The 26,629-nt window shown below is 33.1% G+C and carries 25 protein-coding genes; 15 read left to right on the forward strand and 10 right to left on the reverse strand.

The features are described 5' to 3' along the window. The first annotated feature begins 1 nt into the window (after nt 1). The 6 genes from ITJ86_RS06775 to ITJ86_RS06800 all read left to right on the forward strand — a co-directional run bounded on the left by ITJ86_RS06775 (nt 2) and on the right by ITJ86_RS06800 (nt 5,546). Complete coding sequence (locus tag ITJ86_RS06775; RefSeq protein ID WP_195870871.1) at nt 2-952, forward strand: D-2-hydroxyacid dehydrogenase; 951 nt, start codon at nt 2-4, stop codon at nt 950-952. 104 nt (nt 953-1,056) lie between these two features. Further along, nucleotides 1,057-1,692, forward strand: coding sequence for a DUF937 domain-containing protein (locus ITJ86_RS06780; RefSeq protein ID WP_195870872.1), 636 nt, complete (start codon nt 1,057-1,059; stop codon nt 1,690-1,692). Between the two features lie 213 nt (nt 1,693-1,905). Further along, entirely contained in the window at nt 1,906-2,343 is a 438-nt protein-coding gene (locus ITJ86_RS06785) for a DUF6146 family protein (RefSeq protein ID WP_195870873.1), read from the forward strand. Nucleotides 2,344-2,392: 49 nt separating this feature from the next. Next, nucleotides 2,393-2,887: a DUF6787 family protein gene (locus ITJ86_RS06790; protein WP_195870874.1), complete on the forward strand. Its 495-nt coding sequence runs from the start codon at nt 2,393-2,395 to the stop codon at nt 2,885-2,887. 41 nt (nt 2,888-2,928) lie between these two features. After that, nucleotides 2,929-3,225, forward strand: a complete 297-nt coding sequence (locus ITJ86_RS06795) for a hypothetical protein (RefSeq protein WP_195870875.1) — start codon at nt 2,929-2,931, stop codon at nt 3,223-3,225. Between the two features lie 50 nt (nt 3,226-3,275). Then, nucleotides 3,276-5,546 (forward strand): TonB-dependent receptor, encoded by a 2,271-nt coding sequence (locus ITJ86_RS06800; protein WP_195870876.1) that lies wholly within the window; start codon nt 3,276-3,278, stop codon nt 5,544-5,546. 81 nt (nt 5,547-5,627) lie between these two features. On the opposite strand, the gene ITJ86_RS06805 is transcribed toward ITJ86_RS06800, so the two are convergent. Continuing rightward, entirely contained in the window at nt 5,628-5,912 is a 285-nt protein-coding gene (locus ITJ86_RS06805) for a hypothetical protein (RefSeq protein WP_195870877.1), read from the reverse strand. Nucleotides 5,913-6,175: 263 nt separating this feature from the next. On the opposite strand from ITJ86_RS06805, the gene ITJ86_RS06810 reads away from it, so the two are divergent. Both ITJ86_RS06810 and ITJ86_RS06815 read left to right on the forward strand, forming a co-directional pair. Further along, a complete protein-coding gene (locus tag ITJ86_RS06810; RefSeq protein WP_195870878.1) occupies nt 6,176-8,620 on the forward strand; it encodes a DUF5916 domain-containing protein in 2,445 nt (814 codons plus the stop codon). Nucleotides 8,621-8,671: 51 nt separating this feature from the next. Then, a complete protein-coding gene (locus ITJ86_RS06815; protein ID WP_195870974.1) occupies nt 8,672-9,334 on the forward strand; it encodes an ABC transporter ATP-binding protein in 663 nt (220 codons plus the stop codon). A gap of 5 nt (nt 9,335-9,339) precedes the next feature. Here the strand turns inward: ITJ86_RS06815 and ITJ86_RS06820 are convergent, their stop codons facing one another. Continuing rightward, a complete protein-coding gene (locus ITJ86_RS06820) occupies nt 9,340-10,572 on the reverse strand; it encodes a DUF3999 family protein (RefSeq protein WP_230080243.1) in 1,233 nt (410 codons plus the stop codon). Further along, a complete protein-coding gene (locus tag ITJ86_RS06825) occupies nt 10,556-12,952 on the reverse strand; it encodes a DUF2339 domain-containing protein (protein WP_195870879.1) in 2,397 nt (798 codons plus the stop codon). Before ITJ86_RS06825 ends, ITJ86_RS06820 begins: the two co-directional genes overlap by 17 nt. Before the next feature lie 428 nt (nt 12,953-13,380). Here ITJ86_RS06825 and fumC point away from each other — a divergent pair, with 428 nt between their 5' ends. From fumC to hutI, 3 genes are all read left to right on the forward strand, one after another. Continuing rightward, on the forward strand, nt 13,381-14,778 hold the full coding sequence (gene fumC / locus ITJ86_RS06830) for a class II fumarate hydratase (RefSeq protein WP_195870880.1): 1,398 nt from the start codon (nt 13,381-13,383) through the stop codon (nt 14,776-14,778). A gap of 142 nt (nt 14,779-14,920) precedes the next feature. Continuing rightward, a complete protein-coding gene (locus tag ITJ86_RS17610; protein WP_195870881.1) occupies nt 14,921-15,064 on the forward strand; it encodes a T9SS type A sorting domain-containing protein in 144 nt (47 codons plus the stop codon). 100 nt (nt 15,065-15,164) lie between these two features. Then, a complete protein-coding gene (gene hutI / locus ITJ86_RS06840) occupies nt 15,165-16,400 on the forward strand; it encodes an imidazolonepropionase (protein ID WP_195870882.1) in 1,236 nt (411 codons plus the stop codon). A 61-nt stretch (nt 16,401-16,461) separates the two neighbouring features. On the opposite strand, the gene ITJ86_RS06845 is transcribed toward hutI, so the two are convergent. After that, a complete protein-coding gene (locus ITJ86_RS06845) occupies nt 16,462-17,349 on the reverse strand; it encodes a chromosome partitioning protein ParA (RefSeq protein ID WP_195870883.1) in 888 nt (295 codons plus the stop codon). Nucleotides 17,350-17,461: 112 nt separating this feature from the next. On the opposite strand from ITJ86_RS06845, the gene ITJ86_RS06850 reads away from it, so the two are divergent. Continuing rightward, nucleotides 17,462-18,481, forward strand: a complete 1,020-nt coding sequence (locus tag ITJ86_RS06850) for a formimidoylglutamase (RefSeq protein ID WP_195870884.1) — start codon at nt 17,462-17,464, stop codon at nt 18,479-18,481. Nucleotides 18,482-18,712: 231 nt separating this feature from the next. Here ITJ86_RS06850 and ITJ86_RS06855 read toward each other — a convergent pair whose 3' ends face one another. Genes ITJ86_RS06855 through ITJ86_RS06865 form a run of 3 tightly spaced genes read right to left on the reverse strand, consistent with a single transcriptional unit; the run spans nt 18,713 to nt 20,321 of the window. After that, nucleotides 18,713-19,540 carry a mechanosensitive ion channel family protein gene (locus ITJ86_RS06855; RefSeq protein WP_195870885.1) on the reverse strand — a complete coding sequence of 276 codons (828 nt, stop codon included), beginning with the start codon at nt 19,538-19,540 and terminating at the stop codon, nt 18,713-18,715. A gap of 33 nt (nt 19,541-19,573) precedes the next feature. Next, nucleotides 19,574-19,744 carry a hypothetical protein gene (locus ITJ86_RS06860; RefSeq protein ID WP_195870886.1) on the reverse strand — a complete coding sequence of 57 codons (171 nt, stop codon included), beginning with the start codon at nt 19,742-19,744 and terminating at the stop codon, nt 19,574-19,576. Next, complete coding sequence (locus ITJ86_RS06865) at nt 19,728-20,321, reverse strand: RNA polymerase sigma factor (RefSeq protein WP_195870887.1); 594 nt, start codon at nt 20,319-20,321, stop codon at nt 19,728-19,730. Before ITJ86_RS06865 ends, ITJ86_RS06860 begins: the two co-directional genes overlap by 17 nt. A gap of 111 nt (nt 20,322-20,432) precedes the next feature. Here ITJ86_RS06865 and ITJ86_RS06870 point away from each other — a divergent pair, with 111 nt between their 5' ends. The 3 genes from ITJ86_RS06870 to ITJ86_RS06880 all read left to right on the forward strand — a co-directional run bounded on the left by ITJ86_RS06870 (nt 20,433) and on the right by ITJ86_RS06880 (nt 21,358). Continuing rightward, nucleotides 20,433-20,570: a histidine kinase gene (locus ITJ86_RS06870; protein ID WP_195870979.1), complete on the forward strand. Its 138-nt coding sequence runs from the start codon at nt 20,433-20,435 to the stop codon at nt 20,568-20,570. Next, nucleotides 20,560-20,667 carry a hypothetical protein gene (locus ITJ86_RS17615; RefSeq protein ID WP_195870888.1) on the forward strand — a complete coding sequence of 36 codons (108 nt, stop codon included), beginning with the start codon at nt 20,560-20,562 and terminating at the stop codon, nt 20,665-20,667. Before ITJ86_RS06870 ends, ITJ86_RS17615 begins: the two co-directional genes overlap by 11 nt. Before the next feature lie 100 nt (nt 20,668-20,767). Continuing rightward, nucleotides 20,768-21,358 carry a hypothetical protein gene (locus ITJ86_RS06880; RefSeq protein WP_195870889.1) on the forward strand — a complete coding sequence of 197 codons (591 nt, stop codon included), beginning with the start codon at nt 20,768-20,770 and terminating at the stop codon, nt 21,356-21,358. A 646-nt stretch (nt 21,359-22,004) separates the two neighbouring features. Here ITJ86_RS06880 and fabV read toward each other — a convergent pair. The 3 genes from fabV to ITJ86_RS06895 form a co-directional block, all read right to left on the reverse strand. Further along, nucleotides 22,005-23,198 carry an enoyl-ACP reductase FabV gene (gene fabV, locus ITJ86_RS06885; protein ID WP_195870890.1) on the reverse strand — a complete coding sequence of 398 codons (1,194 nt, stop codon included), beginning with the start codon at nt 23,196-23,198 and terminating at the stop codon, nt 22,005-22,007. A gap of 9 nt (nt 23,199-23,207) precedes the next feature. Then, nucleotides 23,208-24,608: a dihydrolipoyl dehydrogenase gene (lpdA, locus tag ITJ86_RS06890; RefSeq protein WP_195870891.1), complete on the reverse strand. Its 1,401-nt coding sequence runs from the start codon at nt 24,606-24,608 to the stop codon at nt 23,208-23,210. 122 nt (nt 24,609-24,730) lie between these two features. Beyond that, the gene (locus ITJ86_RS06895) at nt 24,731-26,344 is read right to left on the reverse strand and encodes a S41 family peptidase (RefSeq protein ID WP_195870892.1); all 1,614 of its coding nucleotides are present in this window, start codon (nt 26,342-26,344) and stop codon (nt 24,731-24,733) included. Nucleotides 26,345-26,629 lie beyond the last annotated feature (285 nt).

Here is a 26,629-nt window from a genome sequence, read left to right on the forward strand (position 1 = left end):
AATGAAAGTATTAGCAAACGACGGAGTTTCTCAAAGTGGAATTAATGCATTAGAAGCTGCTGGTTACGAAGTTATCACAACAACAGTAGCACAAGAACAATTACAAAACTACATTAACGACAATGACATTGCTGTTTTATTAGTTAGAAGTGCAACAACGGTAAGAAAAGATTTAATAGACAACTGCCCTAGCCTAAAGATTATTGGTCGTGGTGGAGTTGGTATGGATAATATCGATGTGGATTATGCTCGTAGCAAAGGACTAAGTGTAATTAACACTCCAGCCGCATCGTCTCATTCTGTTGCAGAATTAGTATTTGGTCACTTTTTTGGTTTAGCACGTTATTTACATAACTCTAATCGCGATATGCCATTAGAAGGAGATTCTAAATTTAAAAACTTAAAGAAGGCTTACGCTAAAGGAACAGAACTGAAAGGTAAAACCTTAGGTGTTTTAGGTTTTGGACGTATTGGTCAGGCTACAGCTAAAGTGGCAATTGGTGCAGGAATGAAAGTTGTTGCTTTCGATCCTTATTTAGAAAAAGCAGATTTACAGCTTGATTTCTTTGATGGTCAAAAAGTGAATTTTGAAATTAAAACAATCTCAAAAGAAGAAGTTTTAAAACAAGCCGATTTTTTAACATTGCATGTACCAGCACAAAAAGATTACGTAATAGACGAAGCTGAATTCAAGCAAATGAAAGATGGTGTTATTATCGCTAATGCTGCACGTGGTGGAGTTGTTAACGAAATAGCCCTTGTTAAAGCTATTGAAAGTGGAAAAGTAGCAAGAGCAGCTTTAGATGTTTTTGAAAAAGAACCACAACCAGAAATTCAATTATTAATGAATCCTGCGTTATCATTAACACCTCATACAGGTGCAGCAACAAATGAAGCACAAGATAGAATTGGAGTAGAACTTGCTGAACAAATCATTACAATATTAGGTTAACAAATAAATTGTGACCTAATGGAATAAACTGAGTCCTACATTTGTGGGACTTTTTTTTGTACCTTGAAACATTCAAAAATTTTTAACTTAAAATAAACATAAAAATGGCAGGAATATTAGATTTATTAAACAGTGATTTAGGAAAAAATATCATAAGTGGTGTTTCTGGTTCTACAGGAACAGATCAAAATAAAACAAGTAGTGTTTTAACTATGGCATTACCTGTGCTTATGAAAGCAATGGAGCGTAACGCTTCTACACCAGAAGGTGCTGCAGGTCTTATGGGAGCTTTAAATAGCAAACATGACGGAAGTATCCTAGATAACCTTGGCGGTTTATTTGGAGGTGGTGTTGATGATAACGTAAAAAATGATGGATCTAAAATTCTTAGTCATGTTTTAGGTAATAAACAACAAGGAGTAGAACAAGTTATTGGTCAGAAAGCTGGTGTAGATGCTGGTTCTGTTAGTAACATTCTTAAAGTAGCGGCTCCAATTTTAATGGGAGTTTTAGGAAAACAAGCCAATCAAAACAATGTAAGTTCACAATCAGACATTAGTGGACTGTTAGGTGGATTACTCGGTGGTAATGATACGGCTAACGAACAAAGCTTCTTAGAAAAAATATTAGATGCAGATGGTGACGGAAGCGTTATTGACGATGTCGCTGGTATGGTTTTAGGAGGAAATAAGAGTAAAGAAGGTCTTGGTGGACTTTTAGGCGGATTATTCGGAAAATAAAATTCTATCCTTTTTTAGATATTAAAGCAGTTTTAACGAGCTGCTTTTTTTGTTGCTAAACGTGTAGACTTATAAAAACGATAGTTTCACGCATTAAAACCTATAGTTTACGCAGTTATAATTGTATGTCTATTAAAAATCGCATTGATTTGTAGTGTTAAAATGACCTAAAATCATAAAAGTTCATTCAATTTTTTAATACCTTTAATACATATGAAAAAGATTATCCCATTTATTATTATCCTTATCGTTATTGCAAGTTGTAAGTCGTATAATAACACTCCAACCATTAATAATGCTAACGAACACAGCTTAGTACAAAGTGATACTGTTTCTATTAGTAGCGATGAAAATGATTACGAAATCATAATCATAGAACCAGGATTTAACGCGTGGTTATTATCTACAGCCAGACCAGAAGGTTACCATACTCAAGAGTGGTTAGAATCTAGAAATGCTATTTTAGTGCAAGGATGGAATCAAAGAAATTTACAACCTTACACCTACGACCCTAATCTATATGAAGTTAGAATAGACTACGATACACGTACAGATTACGGTTACGAGGTTAACTATAAACTATACAATTACTTTCTCTATTTTCAGTTAAAGTACAAACAACGCTTATCTTCGTTTACACCCAGAATTTAGTATAAAAAGACATCTTAATTTACTAATTTTGCAGCACTGAAAATGTGCTATGGAAAAATTTAAAAAACATTGGGAAATTCAACACAATTGGCAGTTGTTATTTCCCTTTTTTGGTTTACTTATTTTAGGCTATTCGGCTATTAAAATCTCAAATGCTCTACTTAATGAGTATGGCTTAGCTCCAATACTAAGTGTCTCAATTGTTATTTTCTTTTTACTATTAAAATTGACCTTATTCTTATTCAAAAAGCTAGAAACCAAGTGGGTTTTAGATTATAAGTGGGAAATGATTCGTGTCTTTATGGTATTTGCGTTTACTGGGACATCATCCTTGTTTGTTGGCAGACCAATTATGGTACTTATGGGAATTACTAAAGAAAACTTAAACCCTATTCTTTATTGGTTTTTATTCATTATCATTGGGCTCGTTTTCTACCAAATTCTTTTAGTAACGTTTGGATGGCTTTTTGGGCAATTCAAGTTTTTTTGGGAATTTGAAAAGAAAATGCTGAGAAGATTAGGATTAAAACGTTTTTTCGATTGAATATTAACACCCTTACAACTGTATTATTTAAGACTTTTACTTTGCTATTAGTCCTAGCTGTACTGTTTCCTTCGGCTGTAAAATTAAATCATGCGTTTTCACACCACACGCATAACGTTTGTGACGATGACGGTTCTTTAACCACACATTTTCACGAAGCTGATATCGATTGTGATTTCTATAAATTTAAGCTTACTACACAATTTTACTTCAAAAATAAGTTAGATACACTAGTCTCAGAAGAAGAGAATTTCAAAATAACAAATTCTCAATATGAATTTGTTAGTGATTTTCAAAAACTTCAAACAGTACTTAGAGGGCCTCCTCAACTGATTTAATGCCCAGAAATTAAAATTTCATTTATTACTTATTATTAAATCATTTATTTATGAAGCGATTATTAGTTATCGTATTCAGCATTGTGTTTATAAACACCTATGCTCAAAACACTATTAAAGGTACAGTCTTAGACAACACCACTCAAGCAGCAATTCCGTTTGCAACTATATATTTACCAGAACTAGAAACAGGTACAACTACAAACGACAAAGGGGAATTTAGCCTAGATTTAAAGAAAGGCGTATTTAAAGTTGTTGTTTCATACATTGGATTTCAATCCCAATCGATTACGGTAACGGTTCCTTCTGAAGAGACGTTAACTATTCTATTATCTGAATCTGCTATGGAAATGGAAGAGGTTATTATCTCTACACCTTTTCATAAACTTCAGAGTGAAAACGTCATGAAGGTTGAACAAAAAAAGTTAAAAGAATTAAAGGCTTCTGGCGCAGTAACACTAGCAGAAGGCATAACCTCAATAGCTGGTGTAGAAAGCATAAGTACTGGTAACAGCATTGGTAAACCTGTAATTAGAGGACTGAGTTCTAACCGTGTTTTAGTGTATACACAAGGAGTACGTTTAGAAAACCAGCAATATGGAGACGAACATGGACTTGGTATCAATGACGCTGGTATTGAGAGCGTCGAAGTTATAAAAGGACCTGCTTCCCTACTCTATGGTAGCGATGCTTTAGGTGGTGTTTTGTATTTAAACCCTGAACGATTTGCTCAAGAAAATGAGTCGTCTGCAGATGCTTCTGTAAATTATTTTACTAACACTAAAGGCTATTCTACAAACGCAGGTTATAAATCGTCTAGTAATGGATTCAAATTTTTATTTAGAGGAAGTTTAACAGAACATTCCGATTACGATACTAAAAACTATCGTGTAACCAATACACGTTATAGAGAACAAGATTTTAAAGCTGGCTTAGGCTATCAAAATTCACATTTTAAAACAGAATTTCGATATAATTTAAATAACTCTAAATTAGGTTTACCTGAAGAAATTGGAGTTCAATCTACGGCAAAAACACCATTATTACCATATCAAAATATCGACAATCATATTTTTAGCTCAAAGTCGACCTTGTTTTTTGAAGACTCTAGTTTAGATGTCACTTTGGGTTACATCTATAATAATAGAAAAGAATTTGAAGAGCATCATGATCACGACGACCATGATGACCATGACCACGACCACGATCATGACCACGACCATGATGATCACGATGAGGATGATGACCATGATGACCACGACGAGCATGAGATTTTAGAAGCAGCTTTAAATATGAAGTTAAAAACCTTTAGCTACGACGTAAAGTACAACCTTCCTACGCTTGGCAAATTCGAAACTATTATTGGTGTTCAAGGTATGAATCAAGTGAATACCAATTATGGTGAAGAAGTTTTAATTCCAAACGCAACAACAAACGATTTTGGTGTTTTAGCCACGTCACACATTCATTTTGAAACGCTAGATGTTCAATTAGGAGCGCGTTACGATTATAGATCTATTGCAATTGAAAATAATAGCGACAATACATTCAATTCCTTTAATGGAGCTTTAGGTGTTAAAACAGATATTTTTAACAAGGTTACCGCAAGACTAAATTTAGCAACAGGGTTTAGAGCACCAAATCTATCAGAATTAGCTTCAGATGGTTCACACCATGGTACAAATCGCTACGAAATTGGAAATATGAATCTTAGCAACGAGCAAAACTTTCAAGTTGATTTGGCTTTAGAATATAAAAATAAGCACATAGAATTATTTGCTAATGGCTTTTATAATATAGTGAATGACTATATTTTCTTAAATCCAAACGGTGAATTAATTAATGATGACCCTGTGTTTTTATACGAGCAAGAAAATGCAACCTTATACGGAGGAGAATTCGGATTGCATTTTCATCCACACCCAATTCACTGGTTGCACTTAGAAAGTAGTTTTGAAACGGTTACCGGACAACAAGATAACGATGAATACTTGCCATTAATTCCTGCAAATTCATTAACCAATACATTTCGTGTAGAATTTAATTCTGAAAACATTAAAAACATAAATGCTTTTGTAAAGTTACGTTCGACATTTGCACAAAATAATGTGAATGCTTTTGAAACCACTTCAGATGCTTATAATTTATTAAGTGTTGGTGTTGGAGGTACGTTCAAACTATTTAATAATGATACAAATGTTTCAATTTCTGCAACTAACTTATTAGATACAACATATGTACATCATTTATCTCGATTAAAACCAGATGGTATTTTAAATATGGGACGTAATATTAATATTGGTGTAAACTACACATTGTAGTACTAATGTCATATAAAGCACAGTTGAAAACTCTATAAATTCATTTTCAACTGTGCTTAATATAACGCTTAATTTATCTGTTTAACGTTCAATTTCTTTCGTCGTTTTTTCATTTTTAATAACATAAGTGTACAACCACATTAATGTAAATGATGGAATGACATCAAAGCCAGGCAAGGCTTCTTCAACAAAAGTTATCACTCCTGCTACTTTACCTGCTTTTCCAGCATATAATTTGGTCATTAACCATGCTGAAATTGGCGCCCAAACAACGTCTGAAAATTCTCCGATTCCAGGTATTATAAAAGACACTAATCCTAAAGCGTCAAAGAGAAGACCTAATCCTAATTTTTTGTATTTGTTCATTTATCCTGAATTTATTTCAGGATCTCAAAAAATCGATTTCCCAAAATTTGTATTAATTACTGGCTAATCTAAAACAATAATTATTCCAAATCACAAAAGACTGCCATTTTACAATTAAGACCTTTAAATCATAAAACTCACGTCGTTTTTAACGTTTAATTAAGAGGTTTGACCAATCTGAGAACTTAGTTTTGTAAAATTAAGATGTAACAACCGCTAAATACTTACATCTTTACACTTAACAAAACTACCATAAACTAACTATGAACGCACGTTCTCTATGTGTCTTTATTGCTACACTTTTGTGTTTGGTCAATGTCACCTTAGCTCAAAATAAAAAAACATTAAATATTAATCGTGCTACTTTAGCTCCTAAAATAGATGGCATTTTAGATGATACTATTTGGCAAAATGCAGAGACAGCTACTGGTTTTGTATCCCAAAGACCTGAAATTGGTCAACAAGCTCCACATGATGAGCGTACCGAAGTAAAAATGACTTTTGACGATAACGCAATTTATGTTGCGGCATACCTCTATGACGATCCAACCAAAATAATGAAACAGCTCACTAGTAGAGATAATTTTGGACAAACCGATTACTTTATTTTAGTGCTCAACCCAAATAACGACGCACAAAACGACACGGCTTTTTACGTCTTTAGTTCAGGGCAGCAAGCAGATGCACTTCAAAACCCAACTTTAGGAGAAGATTTTGGCTGGAATGCTGTTTGGGATAGTGCTGTTAAAATTATGGATGATGGTTGGATTGTAGAAATGAAAATCCCTTACCGAACCTTGCGTTTTTCAGATCAAGACGAGCCGACTTGGGGAGTTCAGTTTCATAGAGAATTTAGACGATCTAGAGCACGATTTACCTGGAATCCTGTTGACCCAACTCAAGGTTATTCCGGATTATACCATGCTGAAGTAAAAGGTCTAAAAGATGTAAAACCACCCATGAGATTAAACCTCTATCCTTTTACCACAGGAATAATAAATAGTTTTGACGGCGACACAGACACTGATTTAAAATTCGGTATGGATGTTAAATACGGACTTACAGATAATTTTACTTTAGATGCCACTTTGGTTCCCGATTTTAGTCAGGCCGGATTTGATAATGTAGAATTAAACCTTGGTCCTTTTGAACAAACCTTCTCGGAGCAACGTCAATTTTTTACTGAAGGAGTCGATTTATTTTCTAAAGGAGATTTATTCTTCTCTAGACGTATTGGAAACAGACCAAGTGGCAAACTCAACCTTAATGAGAACGAAGAAGCCAATGTTCCCAATGAAGTTAAAGTTTTAAATGCAGTAAAAGTCTCTGGTAGAACCAAAAATGGTTTAGGTATTGGCTTTTTTAATGCTATTACAGAAAAGACGACGGCCAATATAAAAAACACGCTTACTGACGAAAAACGAAGTGCAGTTGTAGAGCCTTTCACTAATTACAATATTTTGGTTGTAGATCAGCAATTCAATGGCAACTCGTCTGTAAGTTTAATAAACACCAATGTACTTAGAGAAGGGCATTTTAGAGATGCCAATGCGACAGCTTTAGTGGCTAACTTAATTAATAAACGTAACACGTTTAGCATCGCTACTGATTTACGAATGAGTAATGTTAATTACCAAAACACTACGAATGAAACGGGTTTCAGCAGCTATTTGAGACTTGCTAAAATTCATGGCAATTTGCGCTATAGTTTTGATCATAGTTACGCAGACACCAAATTTGACATTAACGACTTAGGACTACTTTACAGAAATAATTACAATAATTTTGGTACAGATATTTCATACCAAACTTTTGAGCCAAGTGGAAATCTAAACAACTACACTATTAGCACCTATTTTAATTATAACCGACTCGTAGAGCCTAATGTGTATTCGCAATTTAACTTAGGAGCTTCTTATAGAGCGACAACCAAAGGTTTAGATGGATTTGGTTTTAGTATAGACATAGAGCCAGGTGAACAAAAGGATTATTTTGAGTCTCGTGATGGCAGACCGTTTATCTATGAAAATTTTGTTACAACAGGAGGTTATCTTTCCTCTAATTACAACCGAACTTTTGCATTAGACCTTAGAGCTAATGTTGGAGCACTATTTGAAACTGGAAGAGATAAATTCACCTATGATATTGAAGTTGAACCTCGCGTAAGAATCAACGATAAACTATTATTGATTTATCAATTTTACTACGACTTTACTAACGGAGGACGAGGTTTTGCAACACGAGAAGATGAACAGTCTATTTTTGGAGAACGCAACAGACAGATTGTAACAAACAGCATATCTTCAAACTACGCCTTTAATCCTTATAATTCTCTATCACTTAGTTTTAGACATTATTGGGATACGGTTAGCTATGATAACGACTTATTTACGTTGTTAGATTCTGGTCGCTTAACTACAGATGCTGGGTATACTGTAGATAGTGTTAGTAACGATCCTAATATTAACTTTAGCACCTGGAATATAGATTTGAGTTACTCATGGCAATTTGCACCAGGCAGTTTTTTAACCGCTTTGTATAGAAATCAATTATTTAATTCAGATGCTATTGCTGAGTATAATTATTCGCAAAGCATTGATAAGTTGTTCGATCAACCTATGCAACATACGTTTTCTGTACGTCTTCAATATTTTTTAGACTTTAATGGTATAAAATCTGTTTTCAATTCTAATAAATCTGATGCTTAGTTTTGTAGAATTAGGCATTAAGTATTAATTTCACATCGTATGAGTAAAACAGTGATTTCCGCAAAACAGATTAAGAAAGCTTATAAAGATCTTCAGGTCTTAAAAGGTGTCGACTTAACCATTTTAGAAGGTGAAGTAATTTCTATTGTTGGTGCTTCTGGTGCCGGTAAAACCACACTACTTCAAATTTTGGGCACTTTAGATAAACCCGATTATACATCAAACACGGAACTAGTTATAAACGACCAATCGATTAAAACCTTAAATGACAAAGCTTTAGCAAAGTTTAGAAATAAGAACATCGGTTTTATTTTTCAATTCCATCAGTTATTACCTGAATTTACAGCTTTAGAAAACGTCTGTATTCCTGCTTTTATTCATAATACACCAAAAGCTGATGCCGAAAAACGTGCCAAAGAATTACTAGAGTATTTAGGTTTAAGTGAACGCATCCATCACAAACCAAATAGCATGTCTGGTGGCGAACAACAACGTGTTGCTGTGGCAAGAGCTTTAATAAACAATCCGAATATTATTTTTGCTGATGAACCTTCTGGAAATTTAGATAGTGAGTCTGCAGATCAATTACACAACTTATTCTTTAAATTAAGAGATGAGTTTAATCAGACCTTTGTAATTGTAACCCATAACCAAGAATTAGCTGCTATGGCAGACCGCAAGTTAACTATGGTCGACGGGAAGATTGTAGGTTAAATACCTTAATTCTTTTTCAACATTTTTAAAGTAAAGCCTCCCAACAACAAAATAACGACTCCAATTATTCCCCAAAGCCAATAACTATTTTCAAATAAGGGTTTCACTTTTGGTTGTATTGTATGCAGAATAACATCCTCCTCTCCTATCTTCAGAGCCTTTAATTGTTTAGGAACATTTGTTTTAAACTTAGTAATATCATAAATCGGTTGTCTTGCAGAAGCGTTTCCATAAACCAACATATAATCTGCAGGCTCTGTAAAACGAGCAACTAACTGATGTTCATAACCTTTAACAGAAACATTTTCTATAGATAATGGCTGATTATCATTATTGTAAATCGTTAACTTTAAGTGTTTTGCAATGGTGTTTTCAAAATTAAAATGGTTTGCCTCAAGCGAATTTAGTGTGCCATTGCCAATGGTCTTATAGTAATAGTTCCAACCTTTTTCTGTTTTAACGCTATCATTTTTGTATTCGATTTTTAACGGTCTATAATAGTCAAACGTATCACTCACATCTATTTGAATTTGACTTAATGAAACAGGTTCTTCTAACTCTAATTTAATCTCAGTGGTTTTAGTCTGTTTAAGTGCTCTGCTTTCACTAGACTTAACCTTGTGTTCAACAAAACGTCCGCCAGAAACTTCATGTTTAGATAGTTGCGCAGATACTAATTGCGGCTGCTTATTGTGTTTTACAATAAGTCTAAAAAAACCATATTTAGCATCAGGAAAAACGAGTTTTGTAAACTTATAATCCGTTGTTTGGTTTTTAATGGATAGAATACGGTAATCTTCAAGTATTGTAAACCATTCTTGTTGATTCTGACTGCCTTGTAATTCCACTTTCCAATCAAAATTTTGCTCTTTAAAATTTAAATTGATTTGATTGATTATCGTTTCAGAATTTAACTGAAACGAAAAGTAATAACCAGCATTCCCTTTTGTTTTATTAATAATATCGAATGGAATAGATTTATGTACTACTTTGTCTGAAAGGATTCGTAAAATATAAGGTGCTTCAATAGTATCGTTTTGAGCCGTAAACCCATAAACCCTAAGGTCTGATAAATCTGGGTTCACCTTTCCAATTACAGCATTTGGTAAGGTGATTTTATGCCACTCATCATTCACATTTTGTAACGCTCTTTTATAGTTATACGTTTCCATTTGTGCAGCACAAAACGTCATAGAACCAATAAGAAAACTTAGAAATAGCTTAGTTGTTAGAGTCATCCGTAATCTGGTTTTTGTATTTATTATATAAAAATGAAATGATTAAAAGTAGCACACCAAGCGACACAAACACAATGGTTTTAGAAATGGTATTCAAATGCACAATGTCGTAAAAGAATAATTTTATTAAAGTAATACCGAAGAAAATCATGCCACCGATTCTTAAATATACTTTGTCTTTCCAAATGCCAAAAGCAATTAACAGGAAGGAATACACTCCCCAAAGTATGCTTAATCCTAATTTATAAGATTGCGTAGATTCAGCCATATCCATCCAATGAATTAGTTCGCTACTCAACACCCAAATAATAGTCACATGCAATAGAATATCGTACCCAATTTTAAAGCCTTTTGAAATGCCTTCGCGCTTAATAAACTTATAACACGTGTACAATGCGAAAGCTAAAAAGAGAAACGACACATACCGAATCCATAAGTAAAAGCTATTTTCTTGAAAGTATTCTGAAGGATTCAAGTAGCTTTCTCTTAACTCACTAATGGCAAGTAAACCTTGCGTTAAAAAGATAAAAATACTGGCGACTGTTAGTCCTAAAGCAATTTTCTCTAAAAGTTTGTTTTTAATCAGCTTAAAATTAACCATAGCTAATAGCGCCATAAATAGCAATGAATAATTGAGCACCCAAATAGTTTTAAAATCTCTTAAATCATAATTAAAAATGCTCCTCTTGTAAACGTCTTCAGAAGGCGTTGATATGCTTGAAGTATGATATAATTGATCCCAATAAAATTCAATTTCTAATCGGAATGCATAGTAGGCACTGAATAGAAATAGTGCTGGAATACCATAAGTCAACAATCGAGACCATATTGAGGTTGGTTTTAATGTTGATGTATAGTCCTCTTTTCTAGACAACCAAACAATAAAACCAAACGCAATTACAAACAGTAAGGACGTTAAAAAGTGAATATTAAAAATCGTAGTTATTTGTTCGTCTTCATTTATACCATAATAAGCACTATAGGCAAACGACCAATCTTGTAAAAGACTCAAAAATGCCAAAATCATCAATGGATAAGACAATTTCTCATACACTTTAATCGCTTTTGTTCTCCCTAACCAGAATAATAATGCGGCCTCACTTACCCATAATAGTGTTACCCAATTACCATCTAACTGCACAGGAATGGTAATGGTAATAAATACCAAAACCATTGCCGAAGCGAGATAAAATAAGTTCTTGTCGCCTAATTTTAATTTGTAGAAAAGGACACTCACTATAAAGTGAATTACCGCATTACCAAGCGTAAACAGACCTAATAATTGCGAACCGGTATCATGGTTTTCTAAAATAGCAAAGCCTAAGCCGTAAAACAGGAAGGAATTAAAAAGTAATAAAACGACATCACTTGTTTTTAGCATTTCCTTTCTCAGCACTTTATAAGCTAAAAATGTTATATAAAAAATGACAAAGAATAGACTTAAAAAGCTTAAAGCTATACCGATTTGTTCCTCTTCAAAATATTCAAAAATGAACCAAGTTGAATATATTAGCCATGTAAATATGAAGGCTGAATAGTAGAGCGATTTCCAATATTTTTTGAAAGAAATAACTAAAATTCCAATATTAATTATCGCCACATAACTAAAGAGTACTTCTACTTGTCCTGAATTATTACTTAATAAAAACGGAACAGCATAAGCACCAACCAAACCTATATGTGCAATAACTTGTCTATTGTAACTTATGGCTGCAACAACCGTAAATGTTGTAAAAATCACCATGAGCACAAATGTGGGAAGCTGCGGTATTAAATCATAAAAACTATAAGCAAAAAACGTAATAAAGTATAAAATTACGATAGAACCACTGACTAAAACAGCACTGTAAGCTTCGTATTTCTTTTTTAGCTTAATACCAAAACCAAGTAATCCTATAGCTGTAAAATAGCCTAAAATGATTCGGGTTAGCGGACTAATTAAATCATTCTCTATTGAATATTTTGCACCAATGGCCACACCAATAATAGTGATAATAATACCAATTTTATTCAGAATGTTTTCACCTATAAATTTTTCAAGGCTCGATTTCCGTTTTGGCTTATTTTCCTCTACAGACGTTGCTTTAGGTGCAACAAACTCATCCTGATATTCGGTTTCTAAAACAGGTTCTAATGTTTCAACGACTGGCTCTTCTACGTTTTCATTAAACGCTTCTAGTTTCTCGTTTTCTGTTTTAGGTAAAGGGTCTGGTTCTGTAGACGCTTTTATTGGAATTGTTTCATCCTCAGTTGATCCAGATTTTAAGCGATACAATTCCTCTTTGAGACTATTTATTTCTGAAGAAAACTCGGCTTGTTTCTTAAAAAGCAGCTCTAACTTCTCAATAAGTTTATCAATAAGCTCCTGATTTGTTGCCATATACGATTGATTTGGTTATCTTTTTTAATAAAAAGACTAAGCTAAAATACTTTTAAAAAATTGAACAGTCAACTTTGCGTACGGAAGTTCTACTTATTTACCATGTTTTATAGCGGCTATCGCTCTTTATTTTTAACAATAAGCTCTTGAAATTTGAACACATCTAGACCAATATCTACATGCAACCTTCCTGCTTAAATAACACTAATAAATTTAGAATATCATCCACCGATAGTAACAGTGAGTTCTGTTTTTTGTTCTGAAATTGGACATCATAAATCCATTAAATAGTCATTGATAAAATACTTATCAATTCAATTTAAAACTTATTAACTATTTGACTTAAAAGCTGTTTAAATAAAACCAAACATTATATCTAATTAAACTCACAAAACCTTTAATTTTGTAAAGCAATAAATACAATACACATGAATTACCGAATTGAAAAAGACACAATGGGTGAGGTAAAAGTACCTGCCGACAAACTTTGGGGCGCACAAACAGAACGCTCTCGTAATAACTTTAAAATTGGTGCTTCTGCATCTATGCCATTAGAAATTGTAAATGGTTTTGCTTATTTAAAGAAAGCTGCAGCATATACGAATTGTGAGCTAAATGTGCTATCTAAAGAAAAGCGCGATTTAATTGCACAAGTATGTGATGAAATCTTAGAAGGTAAGCATAACGATCAATTTCCATTAGTGATTTGGCAAACGGGCTCTGGTACACAAAGTAACATGAATGTTAATGAAGTTGTTGCCAACCGAGCACATCAAATTGCAGGCCATGTTATAGGTGAAGGAGAAAAAACGATTCAACCCAATGACGATGTTAATAAATCACAATCGTCTAATGATACTTTTCCAACAGGAATGCATATTGCTGCTTATAAAAAAATTGTAGAAACAACGATTCCTGGTGTCATTCAATTACGAAACACGCTTCATAAAAAGTCCTTAGAGTTTAAAACGGTTGTAAAAATTGGTCGTACACATTTAATGGATGCGACTCCGTTGACTTTAGGCCAAGAGTTTTCAGGATATGTATCGCAATTAGATCACGGATTAAAAGCTTTAGAAAATACTTTAGCACACCTAAGCGAATTAGCATTAGGAGGAACAGCTGTAGGAACTGGCTTAAACACACCAGAAGGTTACGATGTTTTGGTTGCTAAATACATTGCAGAATTTTCAGGATTACCGTTTGTAACTGCAGAAAATAAATTTGAAGCTTTAGCAGCGCACGATGCGATAGTAGAAACCCATGGAGCTTTAAAATTATTAGCGGTTTCATTAAATAAAATTGCAAACGATATTAGAATGATGGCTTCTGGTCCGCGATCTGGAATTGGAGAAATTATTATTCCTGCAAACGAACCTGGAAGTTCAATTATGCCAGGAAAAGTAAACCCAACACAATGTGAAGCTTTAACTATGGTTTGTGCTCAAGTTATGGGTAACGATGTTGCTGTTTCTGTTGGTGGAACGCAAGGCCATTACGAGCTCAATGTGTTTAAACCAATGATGGCTGCCAATATTTTACAATCGGCACAATTAATAGGTGACGCTTGTGTGAGTTTCGAAGCGCATTGTGCTAGTGGTATTGAACCAAACCACGAAGTCATTAAAGAATTATTAAACAATTCATTAATGCTAGTCACTGCACTAAATACCAAAATTGGATATTACAAAGCCGCTGAGATTGCCAATACAGCACATAAAAACGGCACCACTTTAAAAGAAGAAGCTATTAATTTAGGTTATGTTTCTGCTGAAGATTATGACGAATGGGTAAAACCAGAAAATATGGTGGGTGCTTTAAAATAAAAATAGTAAAGCGATGACATATGCATTTCTTCGATTTTCATAGAGCTGATGTTATTGAAATATTTAGGAATAATCTCGCAGCAGATGGTACAGAATCGTTTACTAAGATCTTGTAGCGGTAGACACAAGAAAAGTTCGGAATGTGTCCGTTTATAATGTATTAGGTAAACTAGTGCTCGTTAGAAACTTTGCCGATGGTGAACTCCTAAATGTTACGGTGTTAGCATCAGGTATCTACACTATTAAAATCAATAATAAAATGACTTTAAAATTCATAAAAGCATAAAGAAATTCTTTCATGAAAAATTAAAAACGCTAGTTAATTGTTACTAGCGTTTTTTTTTATTCAAAAAAATAGCAATCTTTACAAAAAACACATCATTTATATGTCTTTACTGATCACCAACATCAAACAACTTATTCAAGTTCATGAACATAATACTACCATTATTAAAGGTAGCGACATGAAAAAATTACCAATTATAGAAAACGCTTACCTCTACATTGAGAACGACACTATAATAGAGTTTGGAGAAATGAATAATTGTGAAGGTTTTGATGCAGAAACCATTATTGATGCCACTGGCAAAATAGTTTTACCGACGTGGTGCGATTCTCATACCCACACTGTTTATGCAGGTGATAGAACGTCTGAATTTGTAGACCGCATTAACGGGCTATCTTATGCAGAAATCGCCCAAAAAGGTGGTGGAATTTTAAACTCTGCTAAAACACTTCAAAATACTTCAGAAGATGAATTATTTGAACAATCTTTACAGCGATTAAACGAGCTCATTGCTATGGGAACTGGAGCTGTTGAAATAAAATCGGGTTACGGGTTAACGGTTGAAGCTGAGTTAAAAATGCTTCGCGTTATTAAACGCTTAAAGCAAGAAAGTTTAGCAAAAATAATTCCTACTTTATTGGCTGCTCATGCTATTCCGGAAGAATTTAAATCTAAGAAACAAGATTATATCAACTATATCACAGACGAGTTAATTCCTAAAGCAGCAGAATTAAATATTACAAATTTTGTCGATGTGTTTTGCGAAGAAGGCTACTTTGATATTAATGATACTGAAGCCATTTTAAAAGCAGGACAAACATTTAATTTACAGCCTAAGCTACATGTTAATCAGTTCAATATTCTAGGAGGCATTGCTCTTGGTGTAAAGTACAATGCGTTATCTGTAGATCATTTAGAAGAAATAAACGACAACGACATTGAAGCATTAAAAGGCAGTAACACTATTGCTGTTGCTTTACCTGGCTGCTCCTATTTTTTAAGTATTCCGTATACCCAAGCTCGAAAAATTATTGACGCTGGTTTACCTTTAGCCATTGCAACCGATTATAATCCAGGTTCTTCACCAAGCGGAAATATGAATTTTATAGTCAGTGCAGCGTGTGTGAAATTAAAACTAACACCAGAAGAAGCCATAAATGCTGCAACTGTAAATGGAGCTTATGCCATGGGAATTAGTAATATGTACGGCAGTATAACGCGAGGAAAGAAAGCGAATATTATTATTACAAAACCAATGAATCACTATAGCGAAATACCTTATGCGTTTGCTCACAACCCAATAGAGCATGTGATTATTAATGGTCAACAGGTATAACAAAAAAAATCCAGAAGCGAACTTCTGGATTTTTAAAATGAATTAATTAAATAACTCTTAATTATCTCAATTCAAATTCTGAAGAAGATATTAAGGCCTTATCGCTAAATACATTTACTTTATAACGTCCTTCCTCAAACTTAGAGTCCTCCAATTCATTGATGTACTCACAAATGTTTAAGTTTCTGTTTTCATAATTAAATCTACTAATTAAACTGTAGTTTAGAACTTGATCTTCAAACTCTATCTGATCATTAGTCCCTAAAACGTTGTTTTTGGGGTCTATGACTTGCACATATAATTCTTTATCTCCACCTTCAGCCAGCATATTCTTAGCTACTGTAAAGCAAATTTTAATTTTATCGCTTCGTCTTGCACGTTCAGTTGGTATCTGCTTACCATTATTTCTTTCAATAACTCCCATTCCTACTAATCCTACGGTTTGTAATGCTGCTGCATCTTCAACAACTGTAGCCAGTTCTGTATTTTGTACTAAAAGTGAATCCGTAAACATAGTACGTTCAGCTAATTGAACTTGTGTACTATCTAAAGACGATGCTAAGTATTGGTTTTCACCTTTTAAACGATCATTCTCAGTCAACAACACATCCATCTCTTCTTGTAAAGCCATGTACTTCTTTTTGTAGTTCCATAAACTACCAACGCTATTTTGAGACACTTTTAACGAATCCATCAAGCCTTGTATACGCTCTCTAGCAGCCATTAAATCTTGATTTTTCACTTCGCTTTCTGCAATAGCTTCGTCATAATCTTTAGCCATGTTATTAAGGTCGTTCATGACTTGATTCTTTTCACTCACTAATAATTTTTCGTTCTCTTGCTTTTCATTGTAAAGTTTAGAGGTATAAAAAGCAGTGACTATAAATAATACTAATAATATGCCTAATCCTACCTTTAATCCTGTATTCGATTTTTGTGAACCTTCCATAAGTTAATTGATTTTAAGTATTGTTAATTCTTGTTTTTTTATTGTTGATTTAAGGTCAAAGTAACTAAATAAAAATGTACTTTTAATATTATATTTCTAATAATCGATCCTAATGCAACATCTTATAGTATTTACAGAAAAAGAAAAACAACAACTTTTAAAGAAACGTAAAGGTGAAACAAAATTTGGAGAACATATTCAGTTAATTCCTAACCTCACTAAGATATACGTTGATATTGTTAATTTAGATGTTGATTACGTTGTATTTGGAATTAATGAAGATATTGGAATTACGGCAAACCTCGGAAAAACAGGAGCTTACAAGGCTTGGGACGCGACTCTAAAAGTTTTGTTAAACATACAGAGTAATGCGCTTACCAATGCTAAACGCGTTTTAATATTAGGGCATTTAGATTACACAAAACAACGTAATGCGATTGCAGATTTAGATGTATCCAAAAAAAAGCAACTTTCCAAAGTTAGAAACCTTGTTGAAGATATAGATAAAGATGTAACGCATTTGGTATCTTCAATTATTAAAGCTGGTAAAACACCTATTATTATAGGAGGTGGTCACAACAACGCCTATGGAAATATTAAAGGTTGTGCTCTAGCTAATAACGAAAAAATAAATGTTGTGAATTTTGATGCGCACTCTGATTTTAGAGCAGAAGAAGGCAGACATAGTGGCAATGGGTTTAGTTATGCTTATGCTGAAGGGTTTTTAAAAAACTATTTTATTTTCGGGTTACATGAAAACTATACGTCTAGTAATTTACTAAATACAATAAAGAAAGTAAAATCAATAAACTTCAATACATACGAAGCTATAGAAGTCAGAAAAGAACTTGACTACTCCTCTGAAATGAAAAACGCGTTAAATCATGTTTCTGATAAAAAATTTGGAATTGAAATTGATTGTGATGCTATTAAAAACATACCAAGTAGCGCTATGACCCCAAGTGGTTTTAGCGTAAAACAAGCTAGGCAGTTTGTAAATTACTTTGGTAAAGACGCCAATGCTACATATCTACATATTTGTGAAGCGGCACCAACAAAAAAATCTGAAACTAAAATAGGAAAACTAATTACGTATTTAATTACTGATTTTATTAGAGCCCAAAAATCATAATAGCGTTATAATTAATACTCCAAATTGCTCAACATTAAGTCCTATTGTAGGATTTAAATCATTAATCTTATAGGTATATCTCTTTATTGTTAATAGCTTTGTATACTTAATAAAAGCAATTTAAAATAAAAACCCTCTTTCAAATTCATGAAAAAGGGGCTTTTAAAAACATCAAGCACGTGCAGGATTGTATTCTATGTAAACATAAAATCTATAACCCTAACCTTATAGTTAATCCTGCATTTGTACTTGATTTTCTACTATATCTTTAATCGGAACAATTAGTTTTCCTTCTGAATTTTTGAGTATTACTGAAATACTTTTTACAGCATCTATAGTATAAATCGTATCGTTAAAGGTAATTTTCTGTCCAACTTCAAACGTCTTACGTGCATAAAAAGTGTTCAATAATTTAGCCACAACTTCCCTTGCTCCTAAACCAAAGGCTATGGCAAATGCCAATAGGAAGCCAGCAATAATCATATTTATATTATTGCTAATAATTTCAGTATTTATACCAGCTTGATTTAAAGCTGTAATTGAAATGAATGTTAGCAATAGGAAAAAGACAATCTGGCTAATCAATTTTCCTCCTGATAAATCCATAGATTCAAATAATGATCTTAGCCCTTTTTTAACAAAATTGGCAAAAAGTAAACCAAGAATAAAAATAATTAACGCAGCGAATAAATGTGGTAAATAAGCTAATAAAGCACTAATCTGATTAGATATAATTTCTAATCCCATTATGTCTGATGCTGTTATTATAAGAATAATATACAGTATCCATTTTACAAATTTTGAAATAATTTTGACAGTATCAAAATTGAACTTTTTACCTTCTACTATTTCAATATCATTAAGTTTATCATCTAATTTATTGACTTTGGCTAATTTTAAAACTTTCTTTATAAGTTTAATAACTAACTTGGTGACTATCCAACCAATAATTAAAACAATAAGTGCACCTAAAATATTCGGAAATATTTTAGTCATCTCAAACCACATGTTTGTTAAAGACTGCATGGCTATATCTTTAAATTCTGTTACTTTTTGCATATTACTTTTTTGTTAGGGTATGTTAGGTGTTTGTTATTTTCTTTTACTAGTGACACTATCTATTATATGACCAATATTGTACGAGAATAGTTCTGCCAACTCCATTAAGAGCTTAGCCATAGCAATATCGTGCATAACTTTTCCTTTCAGTTCTTGCGGAACTTCTTGCAACGGCTGGTCAATGTTCTTAAATGGATTTTCCATCTTTCTTATAGTTTGTGTACTTGAGTACTAGTTTTTCTTTAGCTCGTTTAATTCGCATTTTTACCGCACTTTCTCCAATATCTAAAACGTCAGCTAATTCTTTTATAGATAAATTATCTTGATATTTTAATAATAAAATCATTTTTTCATCAGGCGAAATCAACTCCATGACTTCCTTTAGCTGCCCTACCCTCATATTTTGAAATTCGCGAGTAGAATCTACATCTTCACCTATATTTTCAATATCTACATATTCTGAACTAACAGATTTCTTTTCAAACTTTTTTGCCGTATTTCTAGTGACGTAATTTACACAATGGTTATAAGTGAATGCATATAACCATGTAGAAAATTTAGACTTGCCTTTAAAACTAGCTAATTTTACAAATACTCTTAAAAATACATCTTGAGTTAAGTCTTTAGCCTCATCGACACCGTTAGCAAACCCATAACATTTATTATAAACCATTGAAGCATACCTATCATAGAGCACCTCAAACAACATAGTGTCGTTTGTTTTCACGATTGCTTCTACAAGCGCTTCATCGGTTAGGGTTTGAATAGCGTCTTTTGTCAAGGGGTAAATTGATCTTTTCAGTTAGTATTTAAATGTAAGACACAATAATTTAATTCAGGTCACAATTAAGCACAAAAAAACGAACTTTTTTTTAAGTTCGCTTTTTTAAGAATGTTTTTAGATGATGAAATCAAACATATTGAGGATTATATTAGCTTAGAACACTTGCGTTTTAAAACCTTAGTAACAAGAGAAACCACAACAACCATTGAATCTAAGTTGCCTAAATCACAAATTTTTGCGCATTAATCGTTCTTACATCGTTGCTATATCAAAAATACAGTCATATACAAATGAACACGTTACAGTTAGTCGAAAAGCGCTTTCCATTAGTCGAAGTTATTAGAAAGAAGTTTTGAAACGTCTATAAAAAGATTAACTTTAAGAAATAAACACCCAAATCTTAACGTTATACAGCATCTGCTTTTGGATAGAAATATGGTTATATGAAAGATTACCTACATAATACTATTCCTAATTTAAAACCTTTTAATTATGAGCGTCATCACGATTCTCATTTTATAAATAAACAATGGGTTTTAGTCAATGGTATTTCTAAAAAGAAATCTATTTATACGTTTAAAGCAGATAATATTCTTGAAATTTCTAGAAAAAATAATGTCATTAAAACATTTTGGAATATTAACATTCAGAATAGTTTCACCATTAAAACTGAAGATGGCATTATAACTGTAAAGGCGTTTTTTAAAGATGATGATATATTAGTTCTTAACAATCAAGACAAAGACGAGTTTGCGATGTACATTAATGCTTCCAACTATGATAATGATTTAAATTCAGTAGAAGACATTCAGGCTTTCTTAAAAGATAAATACAAAAAGAAAGTGAGTACCATCATTTATGATCACGAATTCTACTACATTGAAAAATCAAAAGAGTTTGGGCCATATAAAGTGGAAGTTTTAGCCGAAAAAGTAAAAACAGGTGACATCAGTGCCTATTGTTTTGTAAGAGATGTTAATGAATATGATTACAGTAATCGCTTACGAATTGAAGATTTGATTCAGGAACTTTGATGATTAGTGTTCAGTTCTCAGTGGTCAGTGGTCAGTGGTCAGTGTTCAGTGGTCAGTGGTCAGTGTTCAGTGTTCAGTGTTCAGTGTTCAGTGTTCAGTGTTCAGTGTTCAGTGTTCAGTAATATACTTCTTTTGAATTCAACATACTGAAAATAAAAAACCAATAATCTATATTATTTAGCAAGGTTTCTCAGTGAATCTTCGCGTAAACTCTGTGTAATTATTTCTCGAAAAGTCACAAAGACTTAACTCCTCAAAAAGCTGTATCAAGTTTTAATATGTTATTGATAACTACTAAAAAAGTTGAAGTTTAAAAGAATTTCTCCATGAATCTTCGTGCAAACTCCGTGAAACTCAGCGTTAATATTTTTCTCACGAAGCCGCAAAGACGCAAAAACTTAAATCCTCAAAAAAGCTGTATCAGGTTTTAATAAGTTATTGATAACTACTAAAAAGTTGAAGCTTAAAAGAATTTCTCAGTGAACCTTCGTGCAAACTCCGTGAAATTCAGCGTAAATATTTTTTCTCGCAAAGGCGCAAAGACATTAAGTACTGGTTGCGGAATTTTTTCATGAAGCTCATGTCAAAAAAAAAGCGAAAATCTTTATCAGAAATCCGCTTTTCAATTATTTAAAATGTAATCTTATTATTCTTGTAATCCTGGAATTGCAACCATTTCATTAACATCCTTATCATAATCAACACCTTCAACATTAAAACCAAAGAGATTAAAGAAATCGGTTTTGTAACCTTCTAAATCTCCTATATTTGGTAAAGTTTCGGTTGTAGCGTCCTTCCAAAGTTCTAAAACTTTAGCTTGGATATCATCGCGCATTTCCCAATCATCGACACGTATTCTTCCAGCGTCATCTAATTGTAGGTCTTCAGCATATAGACGCTCGTTAAATAAACGCTCAATTTGCTCAATACAACCTTCATGAATGCCCTCTTCTTTCATCACTTTATACAACAATGAAATATATAACGGAATCACTGGAATAGCAGAACTCGCTTGTGTTACTAAAGCCTTATTAACAGACACATACCCTTTTCCATTAATGTCTTTTAGAGAATCTGTGATTTTAAACGCTGTAGCTTCTAAGTGGTCTTTAGCTTTACCGATGGTGCCTTTTCTATAAACCGCCTCAGTTAATGAAGGCCCAATATAAGAATAGGCCACCGTTTTAAAATCTTTAGATAAAACATTTTCAGATTTTAAAAGATCAATCCACATTTGCCAATCTTCGCCACCCATTACAGCAATAGTATTATCAATGTCGTCACCTGAACATGGTTCTATTGAAATCTCTTTTACAACTCCAGTATGAAAATCTACAGTATTGTTTGTAAATGTATCACCAATTGGTTTTAATACGGATTTATAACGTTTTCCAGTATCTGGATGCGTTCTAACAGGTGATGCCAAACTGTATATTAGCATATCAATTTCACCCAAATCCTCTTTAATTAATTGTAAAGTTTGTGCTTTTATATCGTGCGAAAACGCATCCCCATTGATACTTTTAGCATATAAACCATCTTTATGAGCTTGGGTTTCAAAAGCAGCACTATTGTACCAACCTGGTGAGGCAGGACGACCTTCTGATGGTGGTTTTTCAAAAAACACACCAATGGTCGAAGCTTCCGATCCGTAAGCACTTGTTATACGCGATGCTAAACCAAAACCCGTTGATGCTCCAATAACTAATACTTTTTTTGGACCATTAGTTGTTGATGGTTTTGATTTTATATAATCAATTTGATTTAATACATTTTTTTCACAACCTGTTGGATGCGACGTTAAACAAATAAATCCTCTTGTTTTTGGTTCTATTATCATATCTAAAGTCTATACGTGTAATGCTCTATCATCTGTTGCCGCTAATGCTGCTTCTTTTACAGCTTCTGCAAATGTTGGATGTGCATGAGACATACGCGAAATATCTTCGGCCGAAGCTCTATATTCCATAGCTGTAACGGCTTCTGCGATTAAATCGGCACAACGTGCACCAATCATGTGTACACCTAATACTTCATCTGTAGATTTATCGGCTAAGATTTTTACAAAACCATCAAGATCTCCACTGGCTCTTGCGCGTCCTAATGCTCTGAATGGAAACTGTCCCACTTTATAATCTACATTATCGGCTTTTAATTCTTCTTCTGTTTTACCAACAGCAGCGACTTCTGGCCACGTGTACACCACTCCAGGAATTAAATTATAATCGATATGTGGTTTTTGTCCTGCCATAGTTTCAGCAACAAAAACACCTTCTTCTTCGGCTTTATGTGCTAACATCGCCCCTTTAATAACATCTCCAATCGCATAAATATTAGATACATTGGTTTGTAAATGCTCATTGACTTCAACCTGTCCTCTATCGTTCATTTTTACACCTGCAGCGTCAAGATTTAAACCATCTGTATAAGGACGACGACCAACAGATACTAAACAATAATCGCCTTTAAATTCTACGACTTCGCCTTTTTTATTTTCAGCTTTAACGATGACCTCATCACCTTTACGATCCACAGATTGCACCTTGTGAGAGAGCATCATTTTGCATTTCGCTTTCTTAAAGACTTTATTCAATTCTTTAGACAAACCAGCATCCATAGTAGGAATAATTCTGTCCATATATTCTATAACAGTCACTTCAGCACCCAAACGACGGTACACTTGTCCTAGTTCTAACCCAATAACTCCACCACCAATAATAATTAAGTGTTTAGGAATTTCTTTTAGCTCTAATGCTTCTGTTGATGTAATTACACGTTCTTTATCTAACTCAATAAATGGTAAGTTAGAAGGTTTAGAACCAGTAGCGATAATGATTTTTTTGGCTTCAATCTCTTGCGCATCTTTACCTTCAATAGTAATATGAGTCGCATCTTTAAATGATCCTAAGCCTTCAAATACATCGATGTTATTTTTCTTCATTAAGTAATCGATTCCACCTGTAGTTTGGTCTACAACAGCTTGTTTACGACCGATCATTTTTTCAAGATTCACTTTAATATCTCCAGGAATTTCGATACCATGATCTTCAAAATGTTTAGTGGCTTCTTCATAATGATGCGAAGAACTTAACAACGCCTTACTTGGAATACAACCTACGTTTAAGCAGGTGCCACCAAGTGTTGAATATTTTTCAATAATGGCAGTTTTCATGCCTAATTGCGCACAACGGATTGCTGCTACATAACCTCCAGGTCCAGAACCAATTATTGCTACATCGTATGATTTCATATATATAAATTTTCTAATAATTAAAGAGATACTTCGACAAGCTCAGCATGACAAAGCGAATACAAAAATACACTTTTGATTAATAATTCACGAATTTTAAAACTGCTTAATCAGAAACAAAATTAGTAATTATTTTTACCTAAATCTTCTAAAACCCAATCCAATTCTGGATCGGTATTATTTAAGCGATCCTCATAACTCGGTAGGATTTCTACATCTGGTTTTACGCCATAACCGTCTGGAGTTATTTTATGAGGTGCATCTATATGTGCAAGCCCTATTCTAGCACGTACTTTTGTGTTTGGCAGCTCGTAAACTTTATACATTCCTGCAACGGTTCCGTTATATGCACCTCCTGTTTCTTCGCCAACAAAAGTTACGCGATTGTCTCCATCCAATTTTGACGATAAAATAGAAGAAGCGGAGAATGAATTTCCATTAATTAACACATAAATTTTGCCTTTAAAATTTAACGAATTAGGTTCTTTTTCTTTTGCTGAATTAAATCTGTAATATAATTGCCCATCTTTTTTACTAGATTTTAGATACTCAATAGGAGCAATTATTGGTGCTATTAAACCTCCCAAAATCTTTAACCCTGTTGGTGTCGTATTACTCATTAAACTTTTTAATAATGGAAATCTAGTGTTGACTTCACTTGGATTTATCATGGTGTAGTTTTTATCGGTTAAATAGGCATATAAATACGTGATTTCTTTTAATCGACCACCGAAGTTATTTCGTAAATCGATGATTAGTGCTTCAGATTTCAGCGAGTCTATGGTTTTAAAACTTTCTTCGTAAAAGTTTTTATAGTTTCCTCTAGTAAAACCTCTAATTTTCAACAATGCAACCGAACTATCTTTACCGACAAACTTTAAATTTCTAGTGTATTCATTTCTGTCATAAATAAATCCGTGATCCCGTTTGTACTTTCTCTCAGCCTTTAATTTTATTTTTTTCGCTTTTTTCTCAGATTTTGTAAGTTTTGGTAGCTTCTTTTTTAGGGCGTCTAAAGAATCCATTTTAATAGAGTCTTTCTTTAATTGCATAGCGTCCGTCTTTAAAACCCGTTTATAACTTTTAATAAAAGTTGAGTCTAAGTTTCTAAGTGTAAAACTAATACTATCAAATCGGCCTTTATCTTTAACATAATACGCTAAGAAACGGTTTCCTGCAACTCTATTATGAAAGGTCGTATTATAACCATCTGATGCTATAATTTTATTGTATTCTTTAATTAAATCTTGTGGCGTTTCATCCGCTACTTTTAATACTTCGGCATTAATTAAAACCGAGTCGTTTCCTCTAGCGTTCACAATAAAAAGCTTTTCGTCTAAATATTCGAAATCTAAATTATTGATGTCAAATTTTGAGCCCTTTAATGCCTTTCTTTCTTTTCGTGTAAACTGTTTGCTAGGAGGTGACAACGACATATGGCCTTGACCAACATATTTAGTTACTGCCGCTAATTGTTTGTAAAGTGTCCTACTATCCATTGGTTCATCAATGGCCTTTTTTAAGCTATCAAATTTAAAATCTAAAATGGCTTTAGATGTAAACTGATATAAATGTGGGTGGTGTCTTTGAAGCTGCTCGTAAACTTTATCTATGTCTTCGTGTAAATGTTTTACGGCATGTAATTTTGTGACTTGATAGTTATGTTTTTCAACACTCGCACAAGATGATAATAGCACTAATATGAGACTAAGGGATAGTAATATTATTTTTCTCATAGGAATTGATTTTAAAACTGATTGATGATTTAATTAGATCTTTTTTAAGAATAGACGTAAAAATATTGCTAATCGTTGCTTTATGAAATAATTTAAAGGAAAATTAGGATATAATTTTAGGTATAAAAGCGAAAAACTCTCTAATTTATTGGAATTATATAACAAGATGATGGACACAAATTTGAACAAAAAAATAGTCCAAACTATGAGATTAAAAAATAATCTTATAGAATGGACATATTTTCCCCTTAATCGCTAATAGCACTTCAAAATTGCATTTTAAAA

The organism is Winogradskyella marina (assembly GCF_015645385.1).
Taxonomy (GTDB): Bacteria; Bacteroidota; Bacteroidia; order Flavobacteriales; family Flavobacteriaceae; genus Winogradskyella; species Winogradskyella marina.